This window comes from Nocardioides marmotae (genome assembly GCF_013177455.1).
Lineage (GTDB): Bacteria > Actinomycetota > Actinomycetes > Propionibacteriales > Nocardioidaceae > Nocardioides > Nocardioides marmotae.
Window position 1 is genome coordinate 1,765,467 of the sequence record NZ_CP053660.1, and the last position, 21,467, is coordinate 1,786,933.

Below are 21,467 nucleotides of genomic sequence, written 5' to 3' on the forward strand. Positions count from 1 at the left end.
CGACCCCCTCACGAGAGTGCTCCCCGGTCAGGCGCGAGGCGAGAGAGCAGGACCATCACCGCGGCGAAGCCCAGCATGACCAGGATCGGCGCGCCGACGTCTCCCAGGCCACCACCGGAGGCGGTGATGCCCAGCCCGCGGGACAGCGCTGCGACGGGGTTGAGGTCGAGCAACGGGGCGAAGGCGCCTGCCGCGCTGACGGGGAAGAAGGCGCCGCCGCCGACCCCGAGCACCACGGCGACGATGGAGGTGGCCACGCTGGCCTGCTCGCTGGTGCGGGCGATGCGCACGATCAGGAACATCACCGAGGTCGCGGCTGCCGAGACGCACATGACGAGGGCGGCCACGGCCAGCGGCGAGCCGAAACTGGCATCGAAGAGGAGGCCGCCGACGGTGAGCAGAACAGCACTGGCGATCACGCCGAGGAGGAAGCTGACCAGAGCCTTGGACGCGACGATCCGCCACGCGGGCATCGGCATCGAGCGCAGGCGCCTCAGCGTCCCAGTCTCTCGTTCCAGCAGCAGGCCGGTGACCCCGAAGCTGACGGTGAACATCAGGAAGAGACCGGTCTGTCCTGCGACCAGGGCGGCGCCGGGGTCGAGCTGCTCGTCCGAGGCCTCGCCCTGGGTCAGGCTGTACGCCGGCCCGTCACTCGAGGCCCGTTGCGCCAGCGCGGCCAGCTGTTCGGGCGGGACGCCCTCGGCCAGGCCTGCGCGGGCAGTGGCCGCATCGTGGGCGAACTGGTCGAGCACCCCGTCGACGACCGCGAGCACGATGGTCGCCTCGACCCCGGCCTCGTCGCCGCGCACCGCCTCCACGGTGACCGGCTCCCCTGCCTGGGCGGCCTGGCCGAAGCCGCGAGGAATGACCAGTGCCATCGCGGCGTCGCCGTCCTCGACCTCCTGACGGCCGGCCGCGGCGTCGACCTCGCGGACCGTGACGTCCAGGCCGCTCTCACCGTCGAGGGTGCGGACCACGCTGGTCAGGACCTGGGCGAGCTCGTCCCCGGCTGGCGCCGAGACCGCGACGGTGAGTGGCTCGAGCTCCACCTCGTCGGTGCTGCCGAAGACCAGGTTGAAGACGAACATCAAGGCCAGGGGCACGACGACGGCGAAGATCAGCACCGACTTGTCGCGGATCCGTTGCCGCAGGTCGGTCAGGGTGAGGATCAGCAGCTGACGCATGGTCGGTCCTCGCCCTCAGTCCCTCAGGGCCTTGCCCGTGAGATGGAGGAAGACCGACTCGAGGTCGGGCCGGGAGACCTCGACGTCGGAGAGGGTGACGCCCTGGCCGGCGGCGGTGCCGACCACCTCGGCGATCAGCGCGGGGGCGTCCCGCACGGTGAGAGTGGCGGAGTGCCGGTCGGCGACGACCCGTTCTACCCCGGGGATCGCGCGCAGCGTGTCGGCGGCGGACCCGAGGTCCCCGCTGCCTGCGATCCTGATGGTGTCGACTCCGCCGGTGAGCCTGATCAGCTCATCGCGGGTGCCCTCGGCCTGGAGCTTGCCGGAGTCGATGATCCCGATGCGGTCGCAGAGGCGCTCGGCCTCCTCCATGTAGTGCGTGGTGTAGAGCACCGCCATGCCTTCGACCGAGAGTGCCTCGACCGACTCCAGGATCGCGTTGCGCGATTGCGGATCGACCCCCACGGTCGGCTCGTCGAGGATCAGCAGGGTCGGCTGGTGCAGCAGCCCGATGCCGATGTTGAGCCGGCGCTTCATGCCGCCGGAGTACTCCTTGCTCAGGTCCTTGGCCCGGTCGGTCAGGCCGATCAGCTCGAGCACCGCGTCGACACGGGAGGTCAGCCCTGCGCCGCGCATGCCCTGGAGACTGCCGAAGAAGACGAGGTTCTCCCGGGCCGAGAGGTCGGGGTAGATCGCCAGCTCCTGCGGCACCAGACCCACGTGCTTCTTGGGCTCGGTGGTGCGCGGCGTCATCGGGCGGCCGGCGACGGTGACCGTGCCGGAGTCCGCGGCGATCAGCCCGGAGACCATCGAGATGGTGGTCGTCTTGCCGGCGCCGTTGGGCCCGAGCAACCCGTAGGTCTCACCCGGAGCGATCCGGAACGAGACCCCGTCGACCGCGGTCAGGTCGCCGAAGCGGCGTACCAGGGAGTCGACGACCAGGACGTCTGCAGGCCCCGTGGTCTCGATCACCCGCCGACGCTAGCGCAGGTCACTCGTGCCTGGAGTGCGGGGGCTGCTGTCGGCGATCCTGTTCCCTCGGAGTCGATCATCCGCGCGAGCTGCTCGATGCGCTCGACGAGCCCCGGGGCGGGCGGGACGGCGCAGGGCCGGCTGGCAGCATGGGCCGGGTGCTCGTCCGCAACCGCCGCGCCGCCCGCGCGCTCGTCGCCGCGACCGCGGCGCTCGCGCTGACCGCCGGCTGCACCGGTGACGGCTCGTCGCCGGCCGCCGGCCCAGGGGAGCAGGGGAGCGCCGAGCAGTCCCCGGGGAGCCCCGAGAGCACGGAGACCCCGCCGAGCCCGTCGGAGCGGCTCGGCCTGGAGACCGGCTGGGGGCCGACCCGGGCCGAGCTCGACCGGGCAGCCCGGCAGGTGCGGCGGCTGCGGCTGCCCGAGCTGGCGGGCCAGCTCATCGTCGCGCGGTACGACGGCACGCGGGCACCCAGCGGACAAGTGCGCTCGCTCCACCTGGGCGGCGTGGTGGTCTTCTCCGACAACGTCGCCGGCCCCGAGGCGCTCGCCGCGTCGCTGCGGCGCCTCCAGCGCGACGCGGACCGCGGGTGGCCGCTGATGACGGCGGTCGACCAGGAGGGCGGGATCGTCGAGCGGGTCGGGGGAGCCACCACCTCCTACCCCGCCTTCATGGCCGCCGGCGCGGCCGCCGACCGGGACCTGACCAAGCGGGCCTACCGCGCGCTGGGCGCCGAGCTGCGCGGTCTCGGGCTCAACGTCGACCTGGCACCGGTCGCCGACGTGACTGCGGGCCCGAGCGACCCGGTCATCGGGTCCCGCTCACCGGGGTCGACCCCGGCGGTGGTCGCTGCCCAGTCGATCGCCGCGGCCCGAGGCCTGCGCGCGGCCGGCGTGGTGCCGGTCGTCAAGCACTTCCCGGGTCACGGCTCGCTGACCACCGACAGCCACGTGGGGCTGCCGGTCCAGCGCCGAGGCGTCGCCGAGCTGGCGCGCACCGACCTGGCGCCGTTCGAGGCGGCCGTGGAGGCCGGCCTGCCGGCGATCATGGTCGGCCACATCGCCGTGCAGGCGGTCGACCCCGGCGTACCGGCCACGCTGTCGCGGCCGGTGGTGCACGGCCTGCTGCGCGAGCGGCTCGAGTTCGAGGGGCTGGTGGTCAGCGACGCCCTGGAGATGGCCGCGGTGCGCGGGCGGCCGCAGCCGGCGGTGCGGTTCCTGGCCGCGGGCGGCGACGTCGTGCTGATGCCGGCCGACCCGGCCGCGGCGCGCGCCTCGATCGTGCGGGCGGTCCGCGAGGGCCGGCTCTCGCGCCGCCGGCTCGAGCAGTCAGCCACCCGGATGGTGGCGCTGCTGGAGCACCACGCGGACGACGGGAGGGGAGCCGCGCCCGGCTCCGCAGCGGGCGCGGCCCGGCGGCTCGCCGCGGGCGCGGTCACGGTCGTGGCCGGCCCCTGCTCGGGCCGGATCGCCCGCGGGCCGGTCGTGCCGCTGGGCGAGGCCGGCGCAGTGGCGTCGTTCCGCGCGGCCGCCCGCCGGGCCGGCCTGGCCCTCGGCACCGTCCGCTACGTCAAGCCGCCGCGGCCCGAGCGCACGGGCAACAAGCGCAAGGACCGCCGGCGGCTGGCCGCCTGGCGACGCGCCGAGCCGCGGCAGGTCGTCGACGGCACGCCGGTGCACCTGGTCGGCCCGGGCGGCTCCGCGCCGGGCTCGGGGATCGTCGTGGCCACCGACCGGCCGTGGGTGCTGGGCACCTCGACCGCGCCGGTGCGGATCGCGACGTACGGCTCGGACCCGGCCTCGATGAGCGCGCTCGTGGCCGTGCTGGCCGGCCGGGAGCGCGCCCGCGGGCGGCTGCCGGTCACGGTCAGCGGCGTCGAGCGCCGCGGCTGCTGACGCAGCCGCCGACCTCCGGCGAGGACCGGCTCAGACGACGCGCTCGAGCAGCCCGGTGTCGACGTCGTAGATGAAGCCGCCGATCTTCACCGAGTCCGGGACGAGCGGGTGGCTGCTCACCTTGTGCACGTCGTCGGCGAGCGTGGCGCGCTGGTCGGTGACGACCGGGAAGGGCTGCCAGGTGGCGTCCTGCCCGGCGGAGGCGCCGACCCGCTCGCGCAGCTCGTCCTCGGTGCTCGAGGCGACGGCGCAGCGGGTGTGGGGGACCACGAGGATCCGCTCCACGTTGAGCAGGTGCACGCCGAGCACGAGCGCCTCCAGCGCCTGCGGCGTGACGCGGCCGCCGGGGTTGCGGAAGATCTTCGCGTCGCCGGGCTTGAGCCCGAGCATCCCGAGCGGGTCGATCCGCGAGTCCATGCAGGTCACGATGGCGACGCCCGCGTGGGCGACGCCATCGAAGCCGGCGAGGTCGAAGGTCTCCGCGAAACGCTGGTTCGCGGCGAGCAGGTCGTCGAAGTCCGGGTCAGCCACGGACCGCAACGTAGCGGACGCTCAGGCGCGGGCGCGCAGCACCTCGGCGGTCGAGACGGCCTTGGTCGCGGCGCCCCGGAAGACGACGAGCGCGAGCAGGCCGGCGATCACCGCGGCGACGGCCGCGCCGGCGAAGACGGCGTGCTCCTGGGGGATGCCGGCGGCCGCGAGCAGGTCGGAGTACGCCGCGCAGCGGGTGCGGTCCCCGCAGACCTCGCGGGCCGAGGGGAGCGGGTTGTCGGCGAGGTGGGCGTAGTAGCGGCGCAGGCCGATCGCGGTGAGCGCGGAGATGCCGACGAGCATGCCGACCATCCGGGCGACGACGACCATCGCGCTCGCCACGCCGTGCACGTCGTCGTCGGTGCTGGCGAGCACCGCGGCGTTGACCGGCGCGAGCGCCAGCCCGAAGCCGAAGCCGCAGACGACGAGGGTGAGGTCGGCGGAGAGGTGCTCGAGGCTGTCGACCTCCCACTGGGTCATCAGCGCGAAGCCGAGCGCGGCCAGGCCCATCCCGGCGGCGGTGATCACGCCGGCGCCCACGCGCCGGGTCAGCCAGCCGCCGACGACCGCGCCGACCGGCAGGGCGACGAGGAAGCGGAGCAGCACCAAGGCGGCCATCAGCTGGGAGTCGCGGTGGATCGTGGTGCGCGCGAAGAGGGGGATGTCGATGAGCGCGGCGATGAGGGCGGCGCCGACGAAGAAGCTGACCAGCACCGCGCCCCACGCGGGCGTGCGGCGCAGCGCACCGGCCGGCACGAGGGGCGCCTCGGCGCGGCGCACGTGCACCACGAAGGCGGCCGCGCCGATCGCGCCGCCGAGGAGGTACCAGAGGCCCTGGTCGGAGAAGACCTGCACCTTCGGGTCGGCGGTCGCGAAGGCCAGGATCACCCCGCCGAGGGCGATCGCCAGCAGCAGCGCGCCCGTCAGGTCGGCCTCGCGGGCCGCGCGCCACCACGAGCGCAGGTCCACCAGCGGGCGCCGCGCGGTCGCGCAGCGGACCACGAGCAGCACCGACGCCCCGATCGCCACCAGGCCGACCGGGGTCAGCCAACGGCCCTCGCCGACGTACGGCACGAACAGCTGGCCCCAGGTCAGGTCGCGCAGCAGCTGGCTGGGCCGCAGGAAGACCAGTCCACCGGCCACCGCGGCCACCGCGGCCAGCAGCAGCCCGAGCAGGTCGGGCAGGCCGCGTCGCGGTGGACTCCCAGCTGGATCGGCGGCGTCGAGGCCGCCCGCCGGCGCGGCGGAGCGCAGCGAGGCGATCGCCGCGGCGAGGACGAGGCCGACGGCGAGGTTGAGCAGGAAGATCGCGCGCCAGTCGGCGACCGAGAGCACCACGGCGCCCAGCAGCGGGCCGAGGACGCTGCCGAGCTCCTGGACGGCCGAGACCAGCCCGAGCGGCACGCCGCGCCGCTCGGCGGGATAGAGGTCGGCCACCAGCGCCAGCGTCGCCGGCACGAGCCCGCCGCCGCCGACGCCCTGGAGGAACCGGCCCGCCACCATGCTCGGCAGGTCGTAGGCGGCCGCGGTCACCAGCGAGCCGAAGGCGAAGAGCACCAGCGCGGCGACGAGCACCGGGGTGCGGCCGCGCAGGTCGGCGATCCGCCCGATGAGCGGCAGCATGGCGACGTACCCCAGCAGGAAGCCGGAGATGATCGGCGCCGCCTTCTGCAGCTGCTCCACCGAGATCCCCGCGCCGGTCATCATGTCCGGCAGCGCCAGCACGACGACGTAGGTGTCGGCGGCGGCGAAGGCCACGGCCACCGAGGCGAGCACGAGCAGCAGCCGGGGTGTGCGCCTCCCGGCCGCCGGGTCGGAGTGGCTCACGGGGCGGTGATGTCCTTCGTGGTGCCGTAGTCGTCGAAGCCGATCGTGTAGGTCATCGACGGCGCGTCGGCGTAGAAGACCCCGGTCAGCACCGCGGTCCGCAGCTGGCCCTCGGCCGTGACGGTGTACGTCGCGTCGAAGTCGCCCGCCGCGCCCGGGATGACGTTCTGCACGACCGTGTCGGGGACGGTGCCGGTGTACTCGGTCAGCACCTCGTCGTTGTTGGCGCCGCCGCGCACCGACTCACCCTCCTCGAGGTCGGTCGTCGCCGGAAGCAGGGCGGAGAACCCGGCGTCGGTGCTCATCAGCTCGGCCGGGTCGGGGGCGCCGTACTCCGCGGGGTCGATGTCCTGCCACCCGTCGGTGAACGGCACCTGGGCGTAGACCTTGCCGTCGACCGCCACCACCGGCACCTCGGCGTCCTGGCCGAGGATCCGCACGGTCAGCGAGCCCTCGAAGGCCGGGGCGTGGGTGCCGATCCCGGTGGCGTCGACGATGCCGGTCACGCCCTCGGGGAGGTCGTCGGTGGTCAGGCTGAGCGAGAGCCCGCTGGTCTCGTCGATGGCCTCCTTGGCCAGCTCCATGACCTCCTCTGGCGTCCGGTCCTCCCCGACCGGGCCGTCCTCGTCACCCCCGGAGCAGCCGGTGAGCAGGGCGGCGGAGAGGGCGAGCGCGGACAGCAGGGCAGGGGTCGACCTGCCGACGGAGCGGAGCATGGTCGTCAGCCTTCCACACCCCCGGGCGCCGCTTCGGTGGCTTCCGGCACACCGAACCGGGCCGCCACGGGCCCCGCGCAGGCGGCGATCGGCTGGCTCCCGGGCACGCCCGAGCCGTCCCGGCGACCGGTGGCCGGCGGCAGCTCGACCGGCGCCCCGCTGGCCGCCGCCGCGCGCGCCGGGGCGGTGCCGACCCAGGCGAGGACCAGGGCGTCCTCGCCCTTGAGGAAGCGGTGGCAGCGCACGCCGCCGGTGGCGCGGCCCTTGGGCGGGTACTCCGAGAACGGGGTCACCTTGACCGCGCCGGGCTCGGTGCCCGGCAGGGCCGTCGAGGAGCCGGAGGCGGTGACGACGACCGAGCCCTCGGGGGCGTCGGGGTCGACCGCGCCGAACCACAGCACCGAGGCCCCGTCGGTGAGGCGGACGCCGGCGACGCCGCCGCCGGAGCGGCCCTGGGGGCGCACCGCGTCGGCGCCGAAGTGCAGCAGCTGGGCGTCGGTGGTGACGAAGCACAGCGACTCCGCGCCGGTCGCCAGCTCGACGGCGCCGACCACCTCGTCGCCGTCGGCGAGCCGGATGACCTCCCAGTCGTCGCGGTTGAGCACCTCGGGGTTGACCCGCTTGACCACGCCCTGGCGGGTGCCGAGCGCCAGGCCCGGCCCGTCGGCGGCGAGGGTGCACAGGCCGAGCAGCCGCTCGCCGGCCTCGAGGGCGAGGATCTCGGTGACCGGCAGGCCGCCGGCCAGGTGCGGGTCGTTGGCGGTGCCGGGCAGCTGCGGGAGCTCCAGCACACCGATGCGCACCAGCCGGCCGGTGCTGGTCAGGCCGCCGACCTCGCCGCGGACGGTGGCCCGCACCGCGGAGACCACGACGTCGTGGTTGGCGCGCCCGCCGCCCCGGCCGGGCGGCTCGTCGTTCGCGGTGCGCGCGAGCAGCCCGGAGGAGGAGAGGTAGACGAAGCACGGGTCGTCGGCGACCTCGAGCTGCACGGCGCTGGTCACCGGCGCGCCCGCGGACTCCAGCAGGACGGTGCGGCGCGGGGTGCCGTACGTCGTGGCGACCTCGGCGAGCTCGTCGGAGACGACCTTCCGCAGCAGCGCGTCGTCGCCCAGGATCGCGTCGAGCTCCTCGATGGTGCGCTGCAGCTCCGAGGCCTCCTTCTCCAGCTCGATGCGGGAGAACTTGGTGAGCCGGCGCAGCTGCATCTCCAGGATGTACGTCGCCTGGGGCTCGGTCAGCTCGAAGACGTCCATCAGCCGCCCGCGCGCCTCCTCGGCGTTGTCGCTGGAGCGGATCAGCTGGATGACCTCGTCGATGTCGAGGATCGCCACGAGCAGGCCCTCGACCAGGTGCAGCCGGTCGGCGGCCTTGCCGCGACGGAACGCCGAGCGGCGGCGCACGACGTCGAAGCGGTGGTCGAGGAAGACCTCGAGCAGCTCCTTGAGCCCGAGCGTGCGGGGCTGGCCGTCGACGAGCGCGACGTTGTTGATGCCGAAGCTGTCCTCCATCGGCGTGAGCTTGTAGAGCTGCTCGAGCAGCGCCTCGGGCACGAACCCGTTCTTGACCTCGATGACCAGCCGCAGGCCGTGCTCGCGGTCGGTGAGGTCCTTCATGTCCGAGATGCCCTGGAGCTTCTTGGCCTGCACGAGGGTCTTGATCCGCTCGATGACCTTCTCGGTGCCGACGCCGTAGGGCAGCTCGGTGACCACGATGCCCTTGCGGCGGGCGGTGACGTTCTCGATGCGGGCGCTGGCGCGCATCTTGAAGACGCCGCGGCCGGTCTCGTAGGCGTCGCGGATGCCGTCGAGGCCGACGATCTTGCCGCCGGTGGGCAGGTCGGGGCCGGGGATGAACCGCATCAGGTCGTCGAGGCCGGCCTTCGGGTCCTTGATCAGGTGGCGCAGCGCCTGGACGACCTCGACCAGGTTGTGCGGGGCGCAGTTGGTGGCCATGCCGACCGCGATGCCGGTGGTGCCGTTGACCACCAGGTTGGGGATGGCCGCCGGCAGCACCGACGGCTCGAGCTCGCGGCTGTCGTAGTTGGGCCGGAAGTCGACGGTGTCCTCGTCGATCGAGGCGGTCATCGCCACCGCGGCCGGCGCCATCCGAGCCTCGGTGTAGCGCATCGCGGCGGGGGAGTCGTCGGGCGAGCCGAAGTTGCCGTGGCCGTCGATGAACGGCAGCCGCATCGACCACGGCTGGGCCATCCGGACCATCGCGTCGTAGATCGCGCCGTCGCCGTGCGGGTGCAGCCGACCCATGACCTCACCGACGACGCGGGCGCTCTTGACGTGGCCCCGGTCGGGGCGAAGCCCCATGTCGTTCATCGTGTAGAGGATCCGGCGCTGGACCGGCTTGAGGCCGTCGCGTGCGTCGGGGAGCGCCCGGGAGTAGATGACGGAGTAGGCGTACTCCAGGAACGACGACTCCATCTCCTGCTGGATGTCGGTGTCGAGGATGTGCTCCTCGAAGTCCTCGGGCGGCGGGGGAGTCGTACGTCGTGCCATGGTCGGCATTGTCCCCGCCGCACCGGCCGCGCGGACCGGGGGCACACCGGCGACCGGCTAGATTCCTCCTCGTGACCGAGCAGGACGCCCCCACCGCCCCCCGGCACTGGGAGGCCGACGTCCTGCTCCGGGACGGCCGCACCGCCCACATCCGGCCCATCGGCCCCGCCGACGCCGAGCTGATGGTCGAGTTCTACTCCCGGGTCTCCGACACCTCCAAGTACTACCGGTTCTTCTCGCCGATGCCGCGGCTCTCCGACCGCGACGTCAAGCGGTTCACCGAGGTCGACCACCACGACCGGGTGGCGTTCGTGCTGACGCTGAGCGGGCAGATGATCGCGGTCGGGCGCTACGACGTGGTCCGGCCCGGCGAGGCCGAGGTCGCCTTCCTCGTCGAGGACAAGCACCAGGGCCGCGGCATCGCCCAGCTGCTGCTCGAGCACCTCGCCCAGGCCGGCCGGGAGCGCGGGGTGGAGAAGTTCCTCGCCGAGGTGCTCCCCGACAACACCCGGATGATCCAGACCTTCCGCGACGCCGGCTACCACGTGGCCAGCGAGTACGAGGACGGCGTGCTGGTCCTGGAGTTCCCGATCACCGCGACCGACACCGCCATCGGGCTGATGCAGGGCCGCGAGCACAAGGCCGAGGCCGCCTCGATCGAGCGGTTCTTCAACCCGCGCTCGGTCGCGGTCATCGGCGCCTCGCGGCGCCAGGACACCATCGGCCAGGCGCTCGTGCGGCACCTGGTCACCGGCGACTTCACCGGACGCGTGTACGTCGTCAACCCGACCGCCGCCGCGGTGTCCGGCATGCCGGCGTACAAGACCGTCGGCGACATCCCCGACGAGGTCGACGTCGCGATCGTGGCCGTCCCGGCCGAGGCGGTCCAGGACGTCGTGCTCGACTGCGCCGCCAAGGGCGTGCACGGCCTGGTCGTCATCTCCTCCGGCTTCGCCGAGACCGGCGAGGAGGGCCGCCAGCGTCAGCGCCGCCTCGTGGGGCTCTCCCGCTCCTACGGCCTGCGCCTGATCGGCCCCAACTGCCTGGGCATCATCAACACCGACCCGGCGGTCTCGATCAACGCCTCGCTGTCCTCGGTGATGCCGCCGCGTGGCCGCGCCGGGTTCTTCTGCCAGTCCGGCGCGCTGGGCTCGGCGATCCTGGAGAAGGTGCAGAACCGCGGCCTGGGCCTGTCCACCTTCGTCTCCGCCGGCAACCGCGCCGACGTCTCCGGCAACGACCTGCTGCAGTACTGGGAGGAGGACGACTCCACCGAGGTCGTCCTGCTCTACCTGGAGTCCATCGGCAACCCGCGCAAGTTCTCCCGCATCGCCCGGCGGGTCTCGCTGCGCAAGCCGATCATCGCGGTCCGCTCGGGCCGGACCACCCAGGGCGTGCCGATGGGCCACGCGGTGCGCCGCATCTCCGCGCCGCCGCAGGCCGTCGACGCGATGTTCCGCCAGGCCGGGGTGATCCAGGTCGACACCCTCGAGGAGATGTTCGACGTCGCCCAGCTGCTGGCCCACCAGCCGCTGCCGCGCGGGCGCCGGGTCGCGATCGTCGGCAACTCCGACGCGCTCGGCCTGCTCGCCGCCGACGCCGCCGCCGCCGTCGGGCTGGTGGTCAACAAGTCGGTCGCCCTCGGCGCCGACGCCACCGCCGAGGACTTCGAGGACGCCCTCGACGCCGCGATCGACGACCCCGAGATCGACTCGGTCGTCGCGGTCTACATCCCGCCGCTCAACGTCTCCGGCGAGGACGTCGCGAACGTGCTGGCCGCCGTCGGCGAGCAGTCCGACAAGCCGCTGGTCTCCTCCTTCCTCGGCGCCGAGGGCGTGCCCGAGCTGCTGCGCGTGCCCGACGTGGCCGGCTCCACCGCCGGCCGCGGCTCGGTGCCGTCCTACCCCGCGGTGGAGTACGCCGTGCGCGCGCTCGCCCGGGTCGTGGAGTACGCCGTGTGGCTGCGCGCCCCCGACGCCCCGCCGCGGGTCGGCGACGCCGTCGACCGCCGGGCCGCCCAGACGGTCGTCGACCGGGTGCTGCGCGAGCAGCCGGAGGGCACCGAGCTGGACCAGACGACGCTGGCGGAGCTGCTGGCGGCGTACGGCGTGGAGCTGTGGCCGCTGCGGCGGGTCGCCACCCTCGAGGAGGCCCACCGGGCCGGCGAGGAGCTGGGCTGGGACGTCGTGCTCAAGGCGACCGCCGACCACCTGCGCGAGCGGCCCGACCTGGCCCACGTGTGGCGCAACATCGACTCGCCCGAGGAGATGGCCGACGCGTGGGAGTCGCTGTCCTCGGTCATCGGCGACGCCGCCGGCGCCGGCTTCGTGGTGCAGAAGGTCGCCCAGCCGGGTGTGCCGGTCTCGATCCGCTCGATCGAGGACCCGCTCTTCGGCCCTGTCGTCTCCTTCGGCATCTCCGGGCCGATCACCGACCTGCTCAGCGACCGCTCCTACCGGATCCCGCCGCTGAGCGAGCGGGACGCCGCGGCGATGGTGCGCGAGATCAAGGCCGCGCCGATGCTCTTCGGCTACCGCGGCAGCGAGGTCGTCGACGTCGCCGAGGTGGAGCGGCTGATCCTGCGGATCTCCCAGCTGCAGAACGACCTGCCGCAGGTCCGGTCGCTCGAGCTCTCGCTCGTGCTCGCCGGGGCGCACGGGTCGAGCGTGCTGACCGCGGCCGCCCGCGTGGAGCCGGTCACCGACCCGCGCTCGGACTGGTTCGTACGGCGGATGCCGGCCCTGCCCGGCGACACCATCCCGGGCTGAGCCGCTCCCGAGCCGCCCCGAGCCACCCCCGGTGCCGTTGGGGCCGCGGGGGTGCCGCGTGACACACTTCTGGCATGCGCACCCGCACCACCGACGACCGGGACCGGGCCACCGAGCTCCGGCACGCCATCGACCGCACGGGCTACTACCCCGAGGTCGTCGCGGACGGCGTCGCCGCGGCGGTCGGCGGCGAGCAGGTCGTCTCGTTCTTCGTCCACCACGAGCCCACCTTCGAGCGCGACGAGGTCCGTCGCCACCTCAGCGTCGTGGTGCTGACCCCGAGCCGCCTGGTCCTCGCCCACACCGACGAGCACCCCGGCGACGACCTCCTCCCCGAGCCCTACACCTCGACCTCCACCGAGGCCGTCAGCCTCTCCGCGGTGAAGTCGGTCGTCGTCACCCGCAACATCGCCAACCCCACCAAGGGCCCCTCGCGCCCCGCCGAGGTCGTCATGACCGTCGGGTGGGGCGGCGTCGCCCGGATCGACCTGGAGCCCGCGGGCTGCTCGGACCCCGAGTGCGACGCCGACCACGGCTACACCGGCGTGCTGTCCTCCGACGACTTCTCGCTGCGCGTCTCGGCGGCCGCGGACGGCGCCGACGCCGTGCACGGGCTGCTCTCCTTCGCCGAGTCGCTCTCCGCGGCCACCCACGGCTGAGCCGGGTCGTCGTGACGGGGGGCGGCGAGGCGGGGTTCCACGAGCCCGCCTACGGGCAGCGGTCGCTGTCCGACATCGTGCCCGCGGTGGCCGTCGCGCTCGGAATCGAGCCGGCCACCAGCCTGGATCGCCCCGCGCCCACCGGGCTGGTCCTGCCGCCGGCGTCGTCGTACGTCGTGTTCCTGGTCGACGGCCTCGGCCACCGGCTCCTGGAGCGCTACGCCCACTACGCGCCGTACCTCTCCTCGCTGCTGCGCGAGGAGCCGGCGACCGCCGGGGTCCCCTCGACGACGGCCACCAGCCTGACCTCGCTCGGCACCGGGCTGGTGCCCGGCGTGCACGGCCTGGTCGGCTTCACCTCCCGGGTGCCCGGCACCGACCGGCTGCTCAACGCGCTGATGTGGCCCAAGGACGTCGACCCGCTCGAGTGGCAGCCGCACCCGACCGCCTTCGCGCGGCTGCGCGCCGCCGGCGTGACGACGACGGTGGTCAACAAGCGGGAGTTCGCCGGCAGCGGGCTGACGATGGTGGGCTCGCGCGGCGCGGAGTACGTCGGCGCCGACAAGGTCGGTGAGCGCATCGCCGCCGCGGTGGCCGCCTCGATCGAGCGGCCTTCGCTGACCTACCTCTACGACAGCGACCTGGACTGGACCGGCCACAAGTACGGCGTCTCCTCCAGCCAGTGGCTCCAGCAGCTCTCCAGCATCGACTCCGAGGCCGAGCAGCTGCGCGAGGCGCTGCCCACCGACGTCCGGCTCGTCGTCGTCGCCGACCACGGCATGGTCGACTGCCCGCCCGACCACCGCCTCGACGTCGACGACCACCCCGCGCTCCGCGACGGCGTGGCCCTGCTCGGCGGCGAGGCCCGCTTCCGCCACCTCTACTGCCAGCGCGGCGCCGTCGACGACGTCGCCGCCGCCTGGTCGTCGGTGCTGGGGGAGCGGGCGACCGTGCTCACCCGCGAGCAGGCGATCCGCCGCGGCTGGTTCGGCCCCGTCGACGCCTCCGTCCTCCCGCGCCTCGGCGACGTCGTCGTCGCCTCCACCGGCGACCATGGCATCTTCTCCACCACCGACTTCGCCTACGAGAAGACGCTCGTCGGCCTGCACGGGTCGCTCACGCCCGAGGAGATGCTCATCCCGGTGCTGGTGGACTGACTCGTTCTCCCGCGGGGACGCGGGTCGGCCTCTAGCGTCGTCCTGTGTCCCAGGAGCTCGCCGAGAAGCGGATGCGGCTGCGCTACGCCGGGACCTGTCGGGTCTGCAACGCCGCGCTCGACGCCCGCACCGAAGCCGTGTACGAACGTGCGACCAAGACCGTCCGGTGCCTGTCCTGCTCCCCGCCGGTGTCGGCCGACGTCGCGGTCGTGATCGGCGGAGAGCCTCCCGCAGCTCCGGAAGCCCCTGGAGCGGGCGTCGCCGTGGTGGAGGCCGGGCCGGTCGATGCCGGTGTCGCCGGAGCCTCCGCCCGGCGTGAGTACGAGCGTCGCCAGGCGAAGCGCGAGGAGCGCATCCGCGCGAAGCATCCCAAGCTCGGCGGCCTGATCCTCGCCCTGAGCGACGACCCGCAGTCGACGACCGCGTGGGACGCCGGTGCGCTCGGGGAGGAGCGGCTCGGCACCCGGCTCGACGAGCTCGCGACCGACACCCTCCGCGTGCTCCACGACCGACGGATCCCCGGCACCCGCGCGAACATCGACCACCTCGCCGTCACCCCGACGGGCATCTACGTCATCGACGCCAAGCGGTACGTCGGCAAGCGCCCGTCCCTCCGCGTCGAGGGCGGCGTCCTCCGCCCCCGGGTCGAGAAGCTCATGGTCGGCACCCGCGACCAGACCAAGCTCGTCGACGGCGTCCTCAAGCAGGTCGAGCTCGTCCGGTTGATCGTCGACGAGGACGTCCCCGTGCTCGGCGTCCTGTGCTTCATCGAGTCCGACTGGCCCTTGATCGGCGGCGCATTCACCACCCGTGGGGTCGACGTGCTCTGGCCGAAGAAGCTCTACCCGCGCCTCGCCTCCGACGGGCCGCATGCTGCGCAGGTCGCCGACCTGCATGCGCGTCTCGCCCGGGCCGTGCCTCCGGCCTGAACCGTGCGACGCGAGATACCGGCGGCTCCCGGCGTTGCGTCGGCGACGAACCCGGCGATGATCGAGATCACGGGCACTTCGCCCACTATGGGCTACTCAGAGGGCTGCGACGTCCCGCCGCCTGCGCAGGCAAGCATCGGGCGGGCACCTGCGGGTCGGCTTAGAGTTGACCCGTGCCAGAGATGAGCGAACAGATCTTCGTTACGCACGCCAGGGGCAAGGTCCACATTCGTGCTTGTCCCCATCTGTCGGGCACTTCGGAACTCACCCCTGCTACCCCCGAGCAGGTCAATCAAAACGGCTACTGCTCGCACTGCGAGAAGGAGATCGCGGGAGTTGGGCGGAAGTACTTCGAGTCTCTCGACGACGCGCTCGAGGCTTTCGGGCACCGCACGGACGAGGCGAAGAGACTTATCCGAAAGGCGATCGTCGGAATCGAGCACGACTCGATCTGGATCCCGGCGAGCGAGTCCTACATCGCGCTGGGAGTGAACGGCTTAGGAGCATCCTGGATCGGCAAGGGTTACGTCGACTTCAGGGATCGCGAGCACATCGAACTTCCTTGGTTTGCCCCGCACAATGGCGGCGGAGCTCAACGTCTCGACGAGTGGGGCGGCCTGTGCGAGGTGCACTTCATCGAGCGGTCAGTGTCCGGAGTCTGCGAACTCTGCGAGTAGGTGACCTACTCGCGCGTGACCTGCCCAACTTCGCCGCGTTCCAGCCGGGTGAGCCAGGCGGCCAAGTATCAACGTAGAGATGTTCCCAGCACTCCGCGCACGTTGCCTCCGACGACTCCGAGTGAGGTGCCGAAGAGGTGTCGGCTCGGCTCCATGTTGCCCGCGCACTTGTCTAGGACTGCGGCAGTAAGTAGCCAGCGGCCAGCGATCTCGAGCGCGTTCACCAAGTTGGGGTCGAGGTCGTCCTCGGGCCGATGCTTGACATGGTTGTACGACGCCCAGAACTGGCGAAGCCACTCGTCCGAGTCCCCGATCCAGTCGTTCCAGGATGGATCGACCGTTCGAATGATGGCACCGGGCAGGTCCTCGTTCTCGACCTTCTTCGCCCAGGCTTGACTCCGTCGATGCGCGGCTATCCACGACTCCATGGCAGCCGCAGTTGAGAGGAGTCGCGCCTCCGGGGTTTGGCTGGGCTCGAGGACATGTCGCACGACTGGAGTAACCGCGCGCCTGTGACCCCGCGCGATGTCGATCCATCTCGCGACCGCCGTGATGCCTCCTATCTCGTCGAGGCCGAAGTAGGGAAAGAAGTGCGCGACGTCATGGGTGCCGTCCTTCGACATGAATGTCGTCTCCCAGAAGGCGCACCAGTCGGAATCCTCGGTCAACCTTGCAGAGCCACCGAATGCCTGAACCCGTTCGCGGTGCGCGATGTTGAGGAGCGCGTGAACGGCGTCGAGTCGACCGATGTGTTCGCGGATGCTTCGTCGCTCTTTGGACTCGACGGTGACGTTGAGCGGTGTCGCGAAGGTCCGACGATCAAACTCGCCCCCCACGTTCCAACCCGTGCTGAACCGCAATGTGAATCCGTCGTCGAGCGGGACCGTGATCCCCTTGGCATAGCGGAGCTCGGCGCTCCAACCGACAAGCTTGCCGTCTTCGATGAGCGGATCGTCTTTGTAGATTCGCTCTGGGAGCCAGTTGTGTAGCCCGTGGTATGCGAACTGCACGGCGGCGACATGGTCGGCGTCGACCAACGTCAGGTCAACCTCGACGAGGACCCCGTGCGCCGTGTACTTGGCGACCCTAAGCTGACCGGGGCCATCCCCTCGGGTCCTGAGGTCAACGAGCAGGATGTCGCCAGCTTCTGTGCTTCCGCCAACAGCCGCGGCGTCGATTGGGAGTCTCTCGTCATCAAAGGCGTCGTCATCGGCGACAAGCTTTGCGACGATCGCGTTCTCGTCGAGTTTGACCAGCCCAGTCAGCAGCCGGTCCTGTGGCGGGTCAGTAGCTGGTGCTAACACGCCGACGACTCCCTCGCGCAGTTGGTTGACCTGCTCAGCTCGCCTCACCGCGAACTCACCTCTCTGTTTCTCGAATGCACTGATGCTCCTCTCGCGATCGCCTGGGAAGCACCTTGCACGTCAACTCCGACATCCATGCATCCGCTGACGAAGTGACTGGCGGCGCGTTCCGGAGTAGCAGCCAGGAAGTGCAACAAGACGCAGGCACCTTCTGGGAGTCAGTCGGGACTGCTGCACCGTCCGGTGTCAGTCTGACCTGCCCCATTCCGCCGCGTGCCGTGCGCCTGCACCCGACCAACTCCAGCTGGCATCACATGGTGCGCGCGCAGATTCGGCTGGGAGCGTCCCGGACACGGAAACGCTCATGAACTATCGCCGGCCGAAGGAAACTGCCCGGTTACCTGCGTTGCGCCACCGTGCGAGCCGAGCCTTCCAGTCACCACCGCTCTGATGCCCTCGTATGCGTACACCACATGCTCGAGACCCCGAACGTCGAGCCAGCCGTCGTCGTAAAGCTCCCGGACTGCCCTGTCCACAGCGTCACGAGGAAGGGCAATGGCGAGCGCCAGAACGGACCGGCTAACACCGTCCGGGTAGCGAGCGACCTGACCGAGCACTTCACGCTCCGCGTCGGTTCGATCTTCCCAACGCGCAGAGAAGATGCGCTGCAGATCCCGAGCAGCCAACTCGCTGGCCACCTCGATGTCGGCCCGCACGATCCCGGGCTTCAGGGCCTGTGTAGCACCGCTCTCCTCCCAGGCGTAGTGGCCAACTGACTGGATGATGAACGGGTGACCTGCGGCCACCGCGATTGCGGCGTCCAATGAACCGGGAAGCCATTCGACTTCGGATTCGGGATTCGCGTGGAAAGCGATGGCTGCCGACACGTCGTCGAGACGTTCAAGCATCCGATACTCAAACCGTTCGGCGAATCCGTAGACCGCCGCCAGGGTTCGCGGCGTTGAGACGACGCCCGCCGCAAAGAAGGCCACCGGAGAGTTGAACGTCCTACCTCCGAGCTCTTGTAAAGCTGGAAGGAGTTGCCTCAAGCTCTCGTTCGTTGCCTGCTGTATCTCGTCAACGATGATGGCCACGCCCGCGTACCCGGCCTCCCTCACCGCGGTACTCAGTTCTTGCAACGCGGCCGCGAAAGTTAGGAGGCCGTCGTACTGACTGACAGGCGGTGCTGACACGCCCAACTGCACGCCCGGCACCGAAACCGTGACACTCAGGCGGGCGAGGACATCTACGACACGTTGGCGAAGTTCCTGAGGGCCCTTAGATAGTTCACGTCGGATCGCGGAAGCGATTACGTCTACAAGTTCCTGTCCATTGCCGGCGGTCGCGGCCGCTACAACAAAGCCTCGTTCAGCAGCGAGAGACCCGATCTCCTCAAGCAGTGCCGTCTTTCCCAACCCCCGCGGAGCCAGAAAGAAGAGACCGGGAGCAAACACGCCACCGCTAGCGACGGTGTCCAAGCGCTGCTTGGCGGCTGCCATCTCCGCGCTGCGTCCAGCCAGCACCGGTGGCCGCGTGCCTGGGCGCGGCGCGAATGGATTAGGTCGATATGGAACGACCGGTGGGTCTGAAGGAACTGCAGGGACAGTCAACGGTGCTCCTGTGGGTGAAGTGAACGCACCCTAGCGGGTCGCTCGCGCGCCAACCCCGAGCCTCGGCACAGGCTCAAAGTACGCTGCGCGCCTAGTCGTTTCGACGGGAACAAGCGTCTTATCGCCGCTGACGTGCTCCTCAGACCCGACGGATTCGTCGTTAGGGTGATCGCCGCGGCGAGGCGGTCGAGCAGACCTGCCAGGACTGTCGGTGGCTCCACTCATCATGGTGATGAGAGGAGGTGACGACATGGCTAGCAAGAAGCCAAGCAAGCCCGCGCTGTCGAAGGCGGGCAAGACCCTCGCGTCCGATGGATCATCCAAGGGCGCAAAGTCGAAGGCCGGTAGCACCCTCGGTAAGGGCTGATACCGGAGCGGCCGCTCTCTCGCTCGACTGGGGAGAGCGGCCGTGTGCGTGCGTCACTTCGCCGCCATAGATGGGCTCGACAGCACGACTTGCGCGCAGTCCCCATGGCGGGGGCCGTTCCTCTCAGGAGACGCGTCCGGCTTCGGCGGCAGCGACGACAGCGGCGCGAAGGTCTGCGTAGAGAACTGGCTGACCGGCCAGCGCCGCGAGTGCGGGTAGTCCCATGGAGACTGCGGACCGTCGTTCGATGCGCATCCGGTCTGCGACGTAGAACTGCCACTGAGAGACATCTAGCGGGTCGTAGTCCTCGTGGGTCTTGGCCGTCTGGAGGCAGAACACGTAGACGTCGGCGTTGAACTGTCGCTCGGCGGACCAGCTGCCCGTCTCCGCATTCCAAGCGGAAGCGGCGGCGACCCGGAACATTGGTGTGCTGAGCTTCCGCTGCGCCCACGCCTGGAGGTATCCGGCCGACTTGACCTCGATGCGCGTCCCGTCGGGAGCTGTCACGTCGTAGGGGTCCCACTCGACTCGCCGACCGGTCGCACCGACGGCGCGAGCGACCAAGAACTCGGCGAGATAGCCCCGGACGGCGTTCGTACGAAGGTCGCTCATCGCGAAACGCCAGAAGTCGGTGACGCAAGCGTCGAGGCCGTCGAACGACTCAGATCCGGATAACTCGGGGACTTCGGGAGCGACGAAGCCCTGGGCCTCGTCCGCTGCCGGGAGCGCGGGCCCCCAGGCGCGGGCGACATCGGCCATTCGTCGGCGCGCCTCGCGCAGCCGCGTCCGCGGCTCACCAACCTTGTCGAGGTTGAGCGGAGGACGGAGGCGACGGACGACCTCGGTCTCGACCTCGTCGACGACGACGCCGTCAGGCTTCACCCAGGTCGACAGCGCAAGCCGCTCATCCATCCAAGCGCTCAAGCGCTCGTCGCTCGCGCTGTCGAGTGCGAAGTTGGCGCTGCCGTCAGGCTTCGTCTGATTACGCGGCACGGCGATGAGTAGGAGCTCATCGACGAGAAGGGCCGCCAAACTGCGCCGTACTGTCGAAGATCCGGTCTTCCCGGTCGCGAAGTGGGTGCCGACGTCGCGGCCGTTCAGGCTGCGCTCGGCCTTCCCGACGTACAAGGGCTGGCTCTCGAAGTCGGGAACGAGGCCGAGTGATGACCACGCGGCCCCGTCGCCGTGGAAGGCATAGAGGCCAGGTGACCTCGGAACGAGGTCGACCGCAGCGGAGCGGCACAGTTTGCCGGCAGCCAGAGATTCCAACGCAGCGGTGACGATGTCGTCGGCCATGGCCGCCATCCTTCTCGACCGATCACCGCGAGGTCCACCCGTGGACGGGACCTATCCGCGACATGCCCGCGCATTGGAGGAACCGGGCTACAGGCCGATGCGCAGGTGGACGCCAGGGCCCTGGTCGGGGCCGTCCAGGGGAGCGATGAGCCCGCCGAGCGCGCCGACGAGGATCGCGACGGCGACGAGGCCGCCGAGGCCGGAGGGGCTGGCGTCGCGGTCGGCGCGGAGCGCGGCGAAGCAGTCGCTGCGGACGTAGGAGACGAACGCTGCGAAGGCGGCGACCGCGGCGGCCGTCCCGACGAGGTCGAGCAGAGGCGGGCCGGTGACGAGGTCGACGACGCTGCCGATGGTCACCAGCAGCAGGACGATGCCGGCGAGCCAGGTGCGGACCATCCGGGCGCGGATGACGCCGGCCGAGAACCAGGCGACGACCAGCGCCGACAGCGGCACCGAGATGAGAGCAGCCTCGCCGTTGGCGGCGCCGCGTTCGGCCAGCGCGGTCAGCTGCATCACCACCGAGGCCCAGGCCAGCACCCACGCCGAGGTCGGCACGTCGTACGTCTGCTCCCGAGGCGCTGCGTCGACCGTCACCCGGGGGAGTGTGCCACCAGCAGGGGCCCGGTGCGTGGCACGATCGCGGGATGCTGCGACTGACCGACGTCATCATCGACTGCCCGGACGCGATGGCGCTGGCGGGCTTCTACGCGGCGGTCACGGGGCTGCCGGTCAAGGAGGGCAGCACCGAGCACTGGGCGGGCCTCCAGGCCGGTGAGGTCGAGCTGGCGTTCACGCCGGTGGAGGACTACCGGGCGCCGCGGTGGCCGGAGAGCGAGCACCCCAAGCAGTTCCACCTCGACTTCGAGGTCGACGACATCGAGGCCGAGCACGCCCGGGTGGTCGGCCTCGGCGCCGAGCTGAAGCAGGACCACGTCGAGGCCGACGGGTACGGCTTCCGCGTGTACGTCGACCCGGTGGGCCACCCGTTCTGCCTGTGCCGCAACCAGGGCGTCAGCTGGGTCGACGGGCGTCCGGTGTGGCCGGCGCCGGGGGAGACCCAGGCGTAGC

Annotated in this window: 17 protein-coding genes; 7 read left to right on the top strand and 10 right to left on the bottom strand. The window is 71.4% G+C overall.

The window, feature by feature from the left end; all coding sequences use genetic code 11:
* Positions 1-8: 8 nt before the first annotated feature.
* A complete protein-coding gene (locus HPC71_RS08535) occupies positions 9-1,184 on the bottom strand; it encodes an ABC transporter permease (protein WP_154611900.1) in 1,176 nt (391 codons plus the stop codon).
* A 15-nt stretch (positions 1,185-1,199) separates the two neighbouring features.
* Complete coding sequence (locus tag HPC71_RS08540; RefSeq protein WP_216656576.1) at positions 1,200-2,156, bottom strand: ABC transporter ATP-binding protein; 957 nt, start codon at positions 2,154-2,156, stop codon at positions 1,200-1,202.
* Between the two features lie 158 nt (positions 2,157-2,314).
* On the opposite strand from HPC71_RS08540, the gene HPC71_RS08545 reads away from it, so the two are divergent.
* On the top strand, positions 2,315-4,051 hold the full coding sequence (locus tag HPC71_RS08545; protein ID WP_171896560.1) for a glycoside hydrolase family 3 protein: 1,737 nt from the start codon (positions 2,315-2,317) through the stop codon (positions 4,049-4,051).
* A gap of 30 nt (positions 4,052-4,081) precedes the next feature.
* On the opposite strand, the gene HPC71_RS08550 is transcribed toward HPC71_RS08545, so the two are convergent.
* The 4 genes from HPC71_RS08550 to HPC71_RS08565 are packed head-to-tail and all read right to left on the bottom strand — an operon-like array spanning position 4,082 to position 9,632.
* Complete coding sequence (locus HPC71_RS08550; protein WP_171896561.1) at positions 4,082-4,582, bottom strand: beta-class carbonic anhydrase; 501 nt, start codon at positions 4,580-4,582, stop codon at positions 4,082-4,084.
* A gap of 21 nt (positions 4,583-4,603) precedes the next feature.
* Positions 4,604-6,409: an MFS transporter gene (locus HPC71_RS08555; protein ID WP_171896562.1), complete on the bottom strand. Its 1,806-nt coding sequence runs from the start codon at positions 6,407-6,409 to the stop codon at positions 4,604-4,606.
* Complete coding sequence (locus HPC71_RS08560) at positions 6,406-7,125, bottom strand: LppX_LprAFG lipoprotein (RefSeq protein ID WP_154615184.1); 720 nt, start codon at positions 7,123-7,125, stop codon at positions 6,406-6,408. Before HPC71_RS08560 ends, HPC71_RS08555 begins: the two co-directional genes overlap by 4 nt.
* A 5-nt stretch (positions 7,126-7,130) precedes the next feature.
* Positions 7,131-9,632: a DNA gyrase/topoisomerase IV subunit A gene (locus HPC71_RS08565; protein ID WP_154615185.1), complete on the bottom strand. Its 2,502-nt coding sequence runs from the start codon at positions 9,630-9,632 to the stop codon at positions 7,131-7,133.
* A gap of 71 nt (positions 9,633-9,703) precedes the next feature.
* Here HPC71_RS08565 and HPC71_RS08570 point away from each other — a divergent pair, with 71 nt between their 5' ends.
* The 5 genes from HPC71_RS08570 to HPC71_RS08590 all read left to right on the top strand — a co-directional run bounded on the left by HPC71_RS08570 (position 9,704) and on the right by HPC71_RS08590 (position 15,822).
* Entirely contained in the window at positions 9,704-12,400 is a 2,697-nt protein-coding gene (locus tag HPC71_RS08570; protein WP_171896563.1) for a bifunctional acetate--CoA ligase family protein/GNAT family N-acetyltransferase, read from the top strand.
* 74 nt (positions 12,401-12,474) lie between these two features.
* Positions 12,475-13,059: a DUF5998 family protein gene (locus HPC71_RS08575; protein WP_154611892.1), complete on the top strand. Its 585-nt coding sequence runs from the start codon at positions 12,475-12,477 to the stop codon at positions 13,057-13,059.
* A gap of 11 nt (positions 13,060-13,070) precedes the next feature.
* Positions 13,071-14,216, top strand: coding sequence for an alkaline phosphatase family protein (locus HPC71_RS08580; protein ID WP_171896564.1), 1,146 nt, complete (start codon positions 13,071-13,073; stop codon positions 14,214-14,216).
* A gap of 44 nt (positions 14,217-14,260) precedes the next feature.
* Positions 14,261-15,145, top strand: a complete 885-nt coding sequence (locus tag HPC71_RS08585; RefSeq protein WP_253943958.1) for a nuclease-related domain-containing protein — start codon at positions 14,261-14,263, stop codon at positions 15,143-15,145.
* A gap of 173 nt (positions 15,146-15,318) precedes the next feature.
* The gene (locus tag HPC71_RS08590) at positions 15,319-15,822 is read left to right on the top strand and encodes a hypothetical protein (protein ID WP_154615186.1); all 504 of its coding nucleotides are present in this window, start codon (positions 15,319-15,321) and stop codon (positions 15,820-15,822) included.
* Between the two features lie 68 nt (positions 15,823-15,890).
* On the opposite strand, the gene HPC71_RS08595 is transcribed toward HPC71_RS08590, so the two are convergent.
* From HPC71_RS08595 to HPC71_RS08610, 4 genes are all read right to left on the bottom strand, one after another.
* On the bottom strand, positions 15,891-17,174 hold the full coding sequence (locus HPC71_RS08595; protein WP_154615187.1) for an ApeA N-terminal domain 1-containing protein: 1,284 nt from the start codon (positions 17,172-17,174) through the stop codon (positions 15,891-15,893).
* 314 nt (positions 17,175-17,488) lie between these two features.
* Positions 17,489-18,649: an ATP-binding protein gene (locus HPC71_RS08600; protein ID WP_257866212.1), complete on the bottom strand. Its 1,161-nt coding sequence runs from the start codon at positions 18,647-18,649 to the stop codon at positions 17,489-17,491.
* Positions 18,650-19,226: 577 nt separating this feature from the next.
* A complete protein-coding gene (locus tag HPC71_RS08605) occupies positions 19,227-20,399 on the bottom strand; it encodes a GIY-YIG nuclease family protein (RefSeq protein ID WP_154615189.1) in 1,173 nt (390 codons plus the stop codon).
* Positions 20,400-20,486: 87 nt separating this feature from the next.
* The gene (locus HPC71_RS08610) at positions 20,487-20,993 is read right to left on the bottom strand and encodes a hypothetical protein (protein ID WP_154615190.1); all 507 of its coding nucleotides are present in this window, start codon (positions 20,991-20,993) and stop codon (positions 20,487-20,489) included.
* 50 nt (positions 20,994-21,043) lie between these two features.
* Here HPC71_RS08610 and HPC71_RS08615 point away from each other — a divergent pair, with 50 nt between their 5' ends.
* Positions 21,044-21,466 (top strand): VOC family protein, encoded by a 423-nt coding sequence (locus tag HPC71_RS08615; protein WP_154615191.1) that lies wholly within the window; start codon positions 21,044-21,046, stop codon positions 21,464-21,466.
* Position 21,467: the final 1 nt, after the last annotated feature.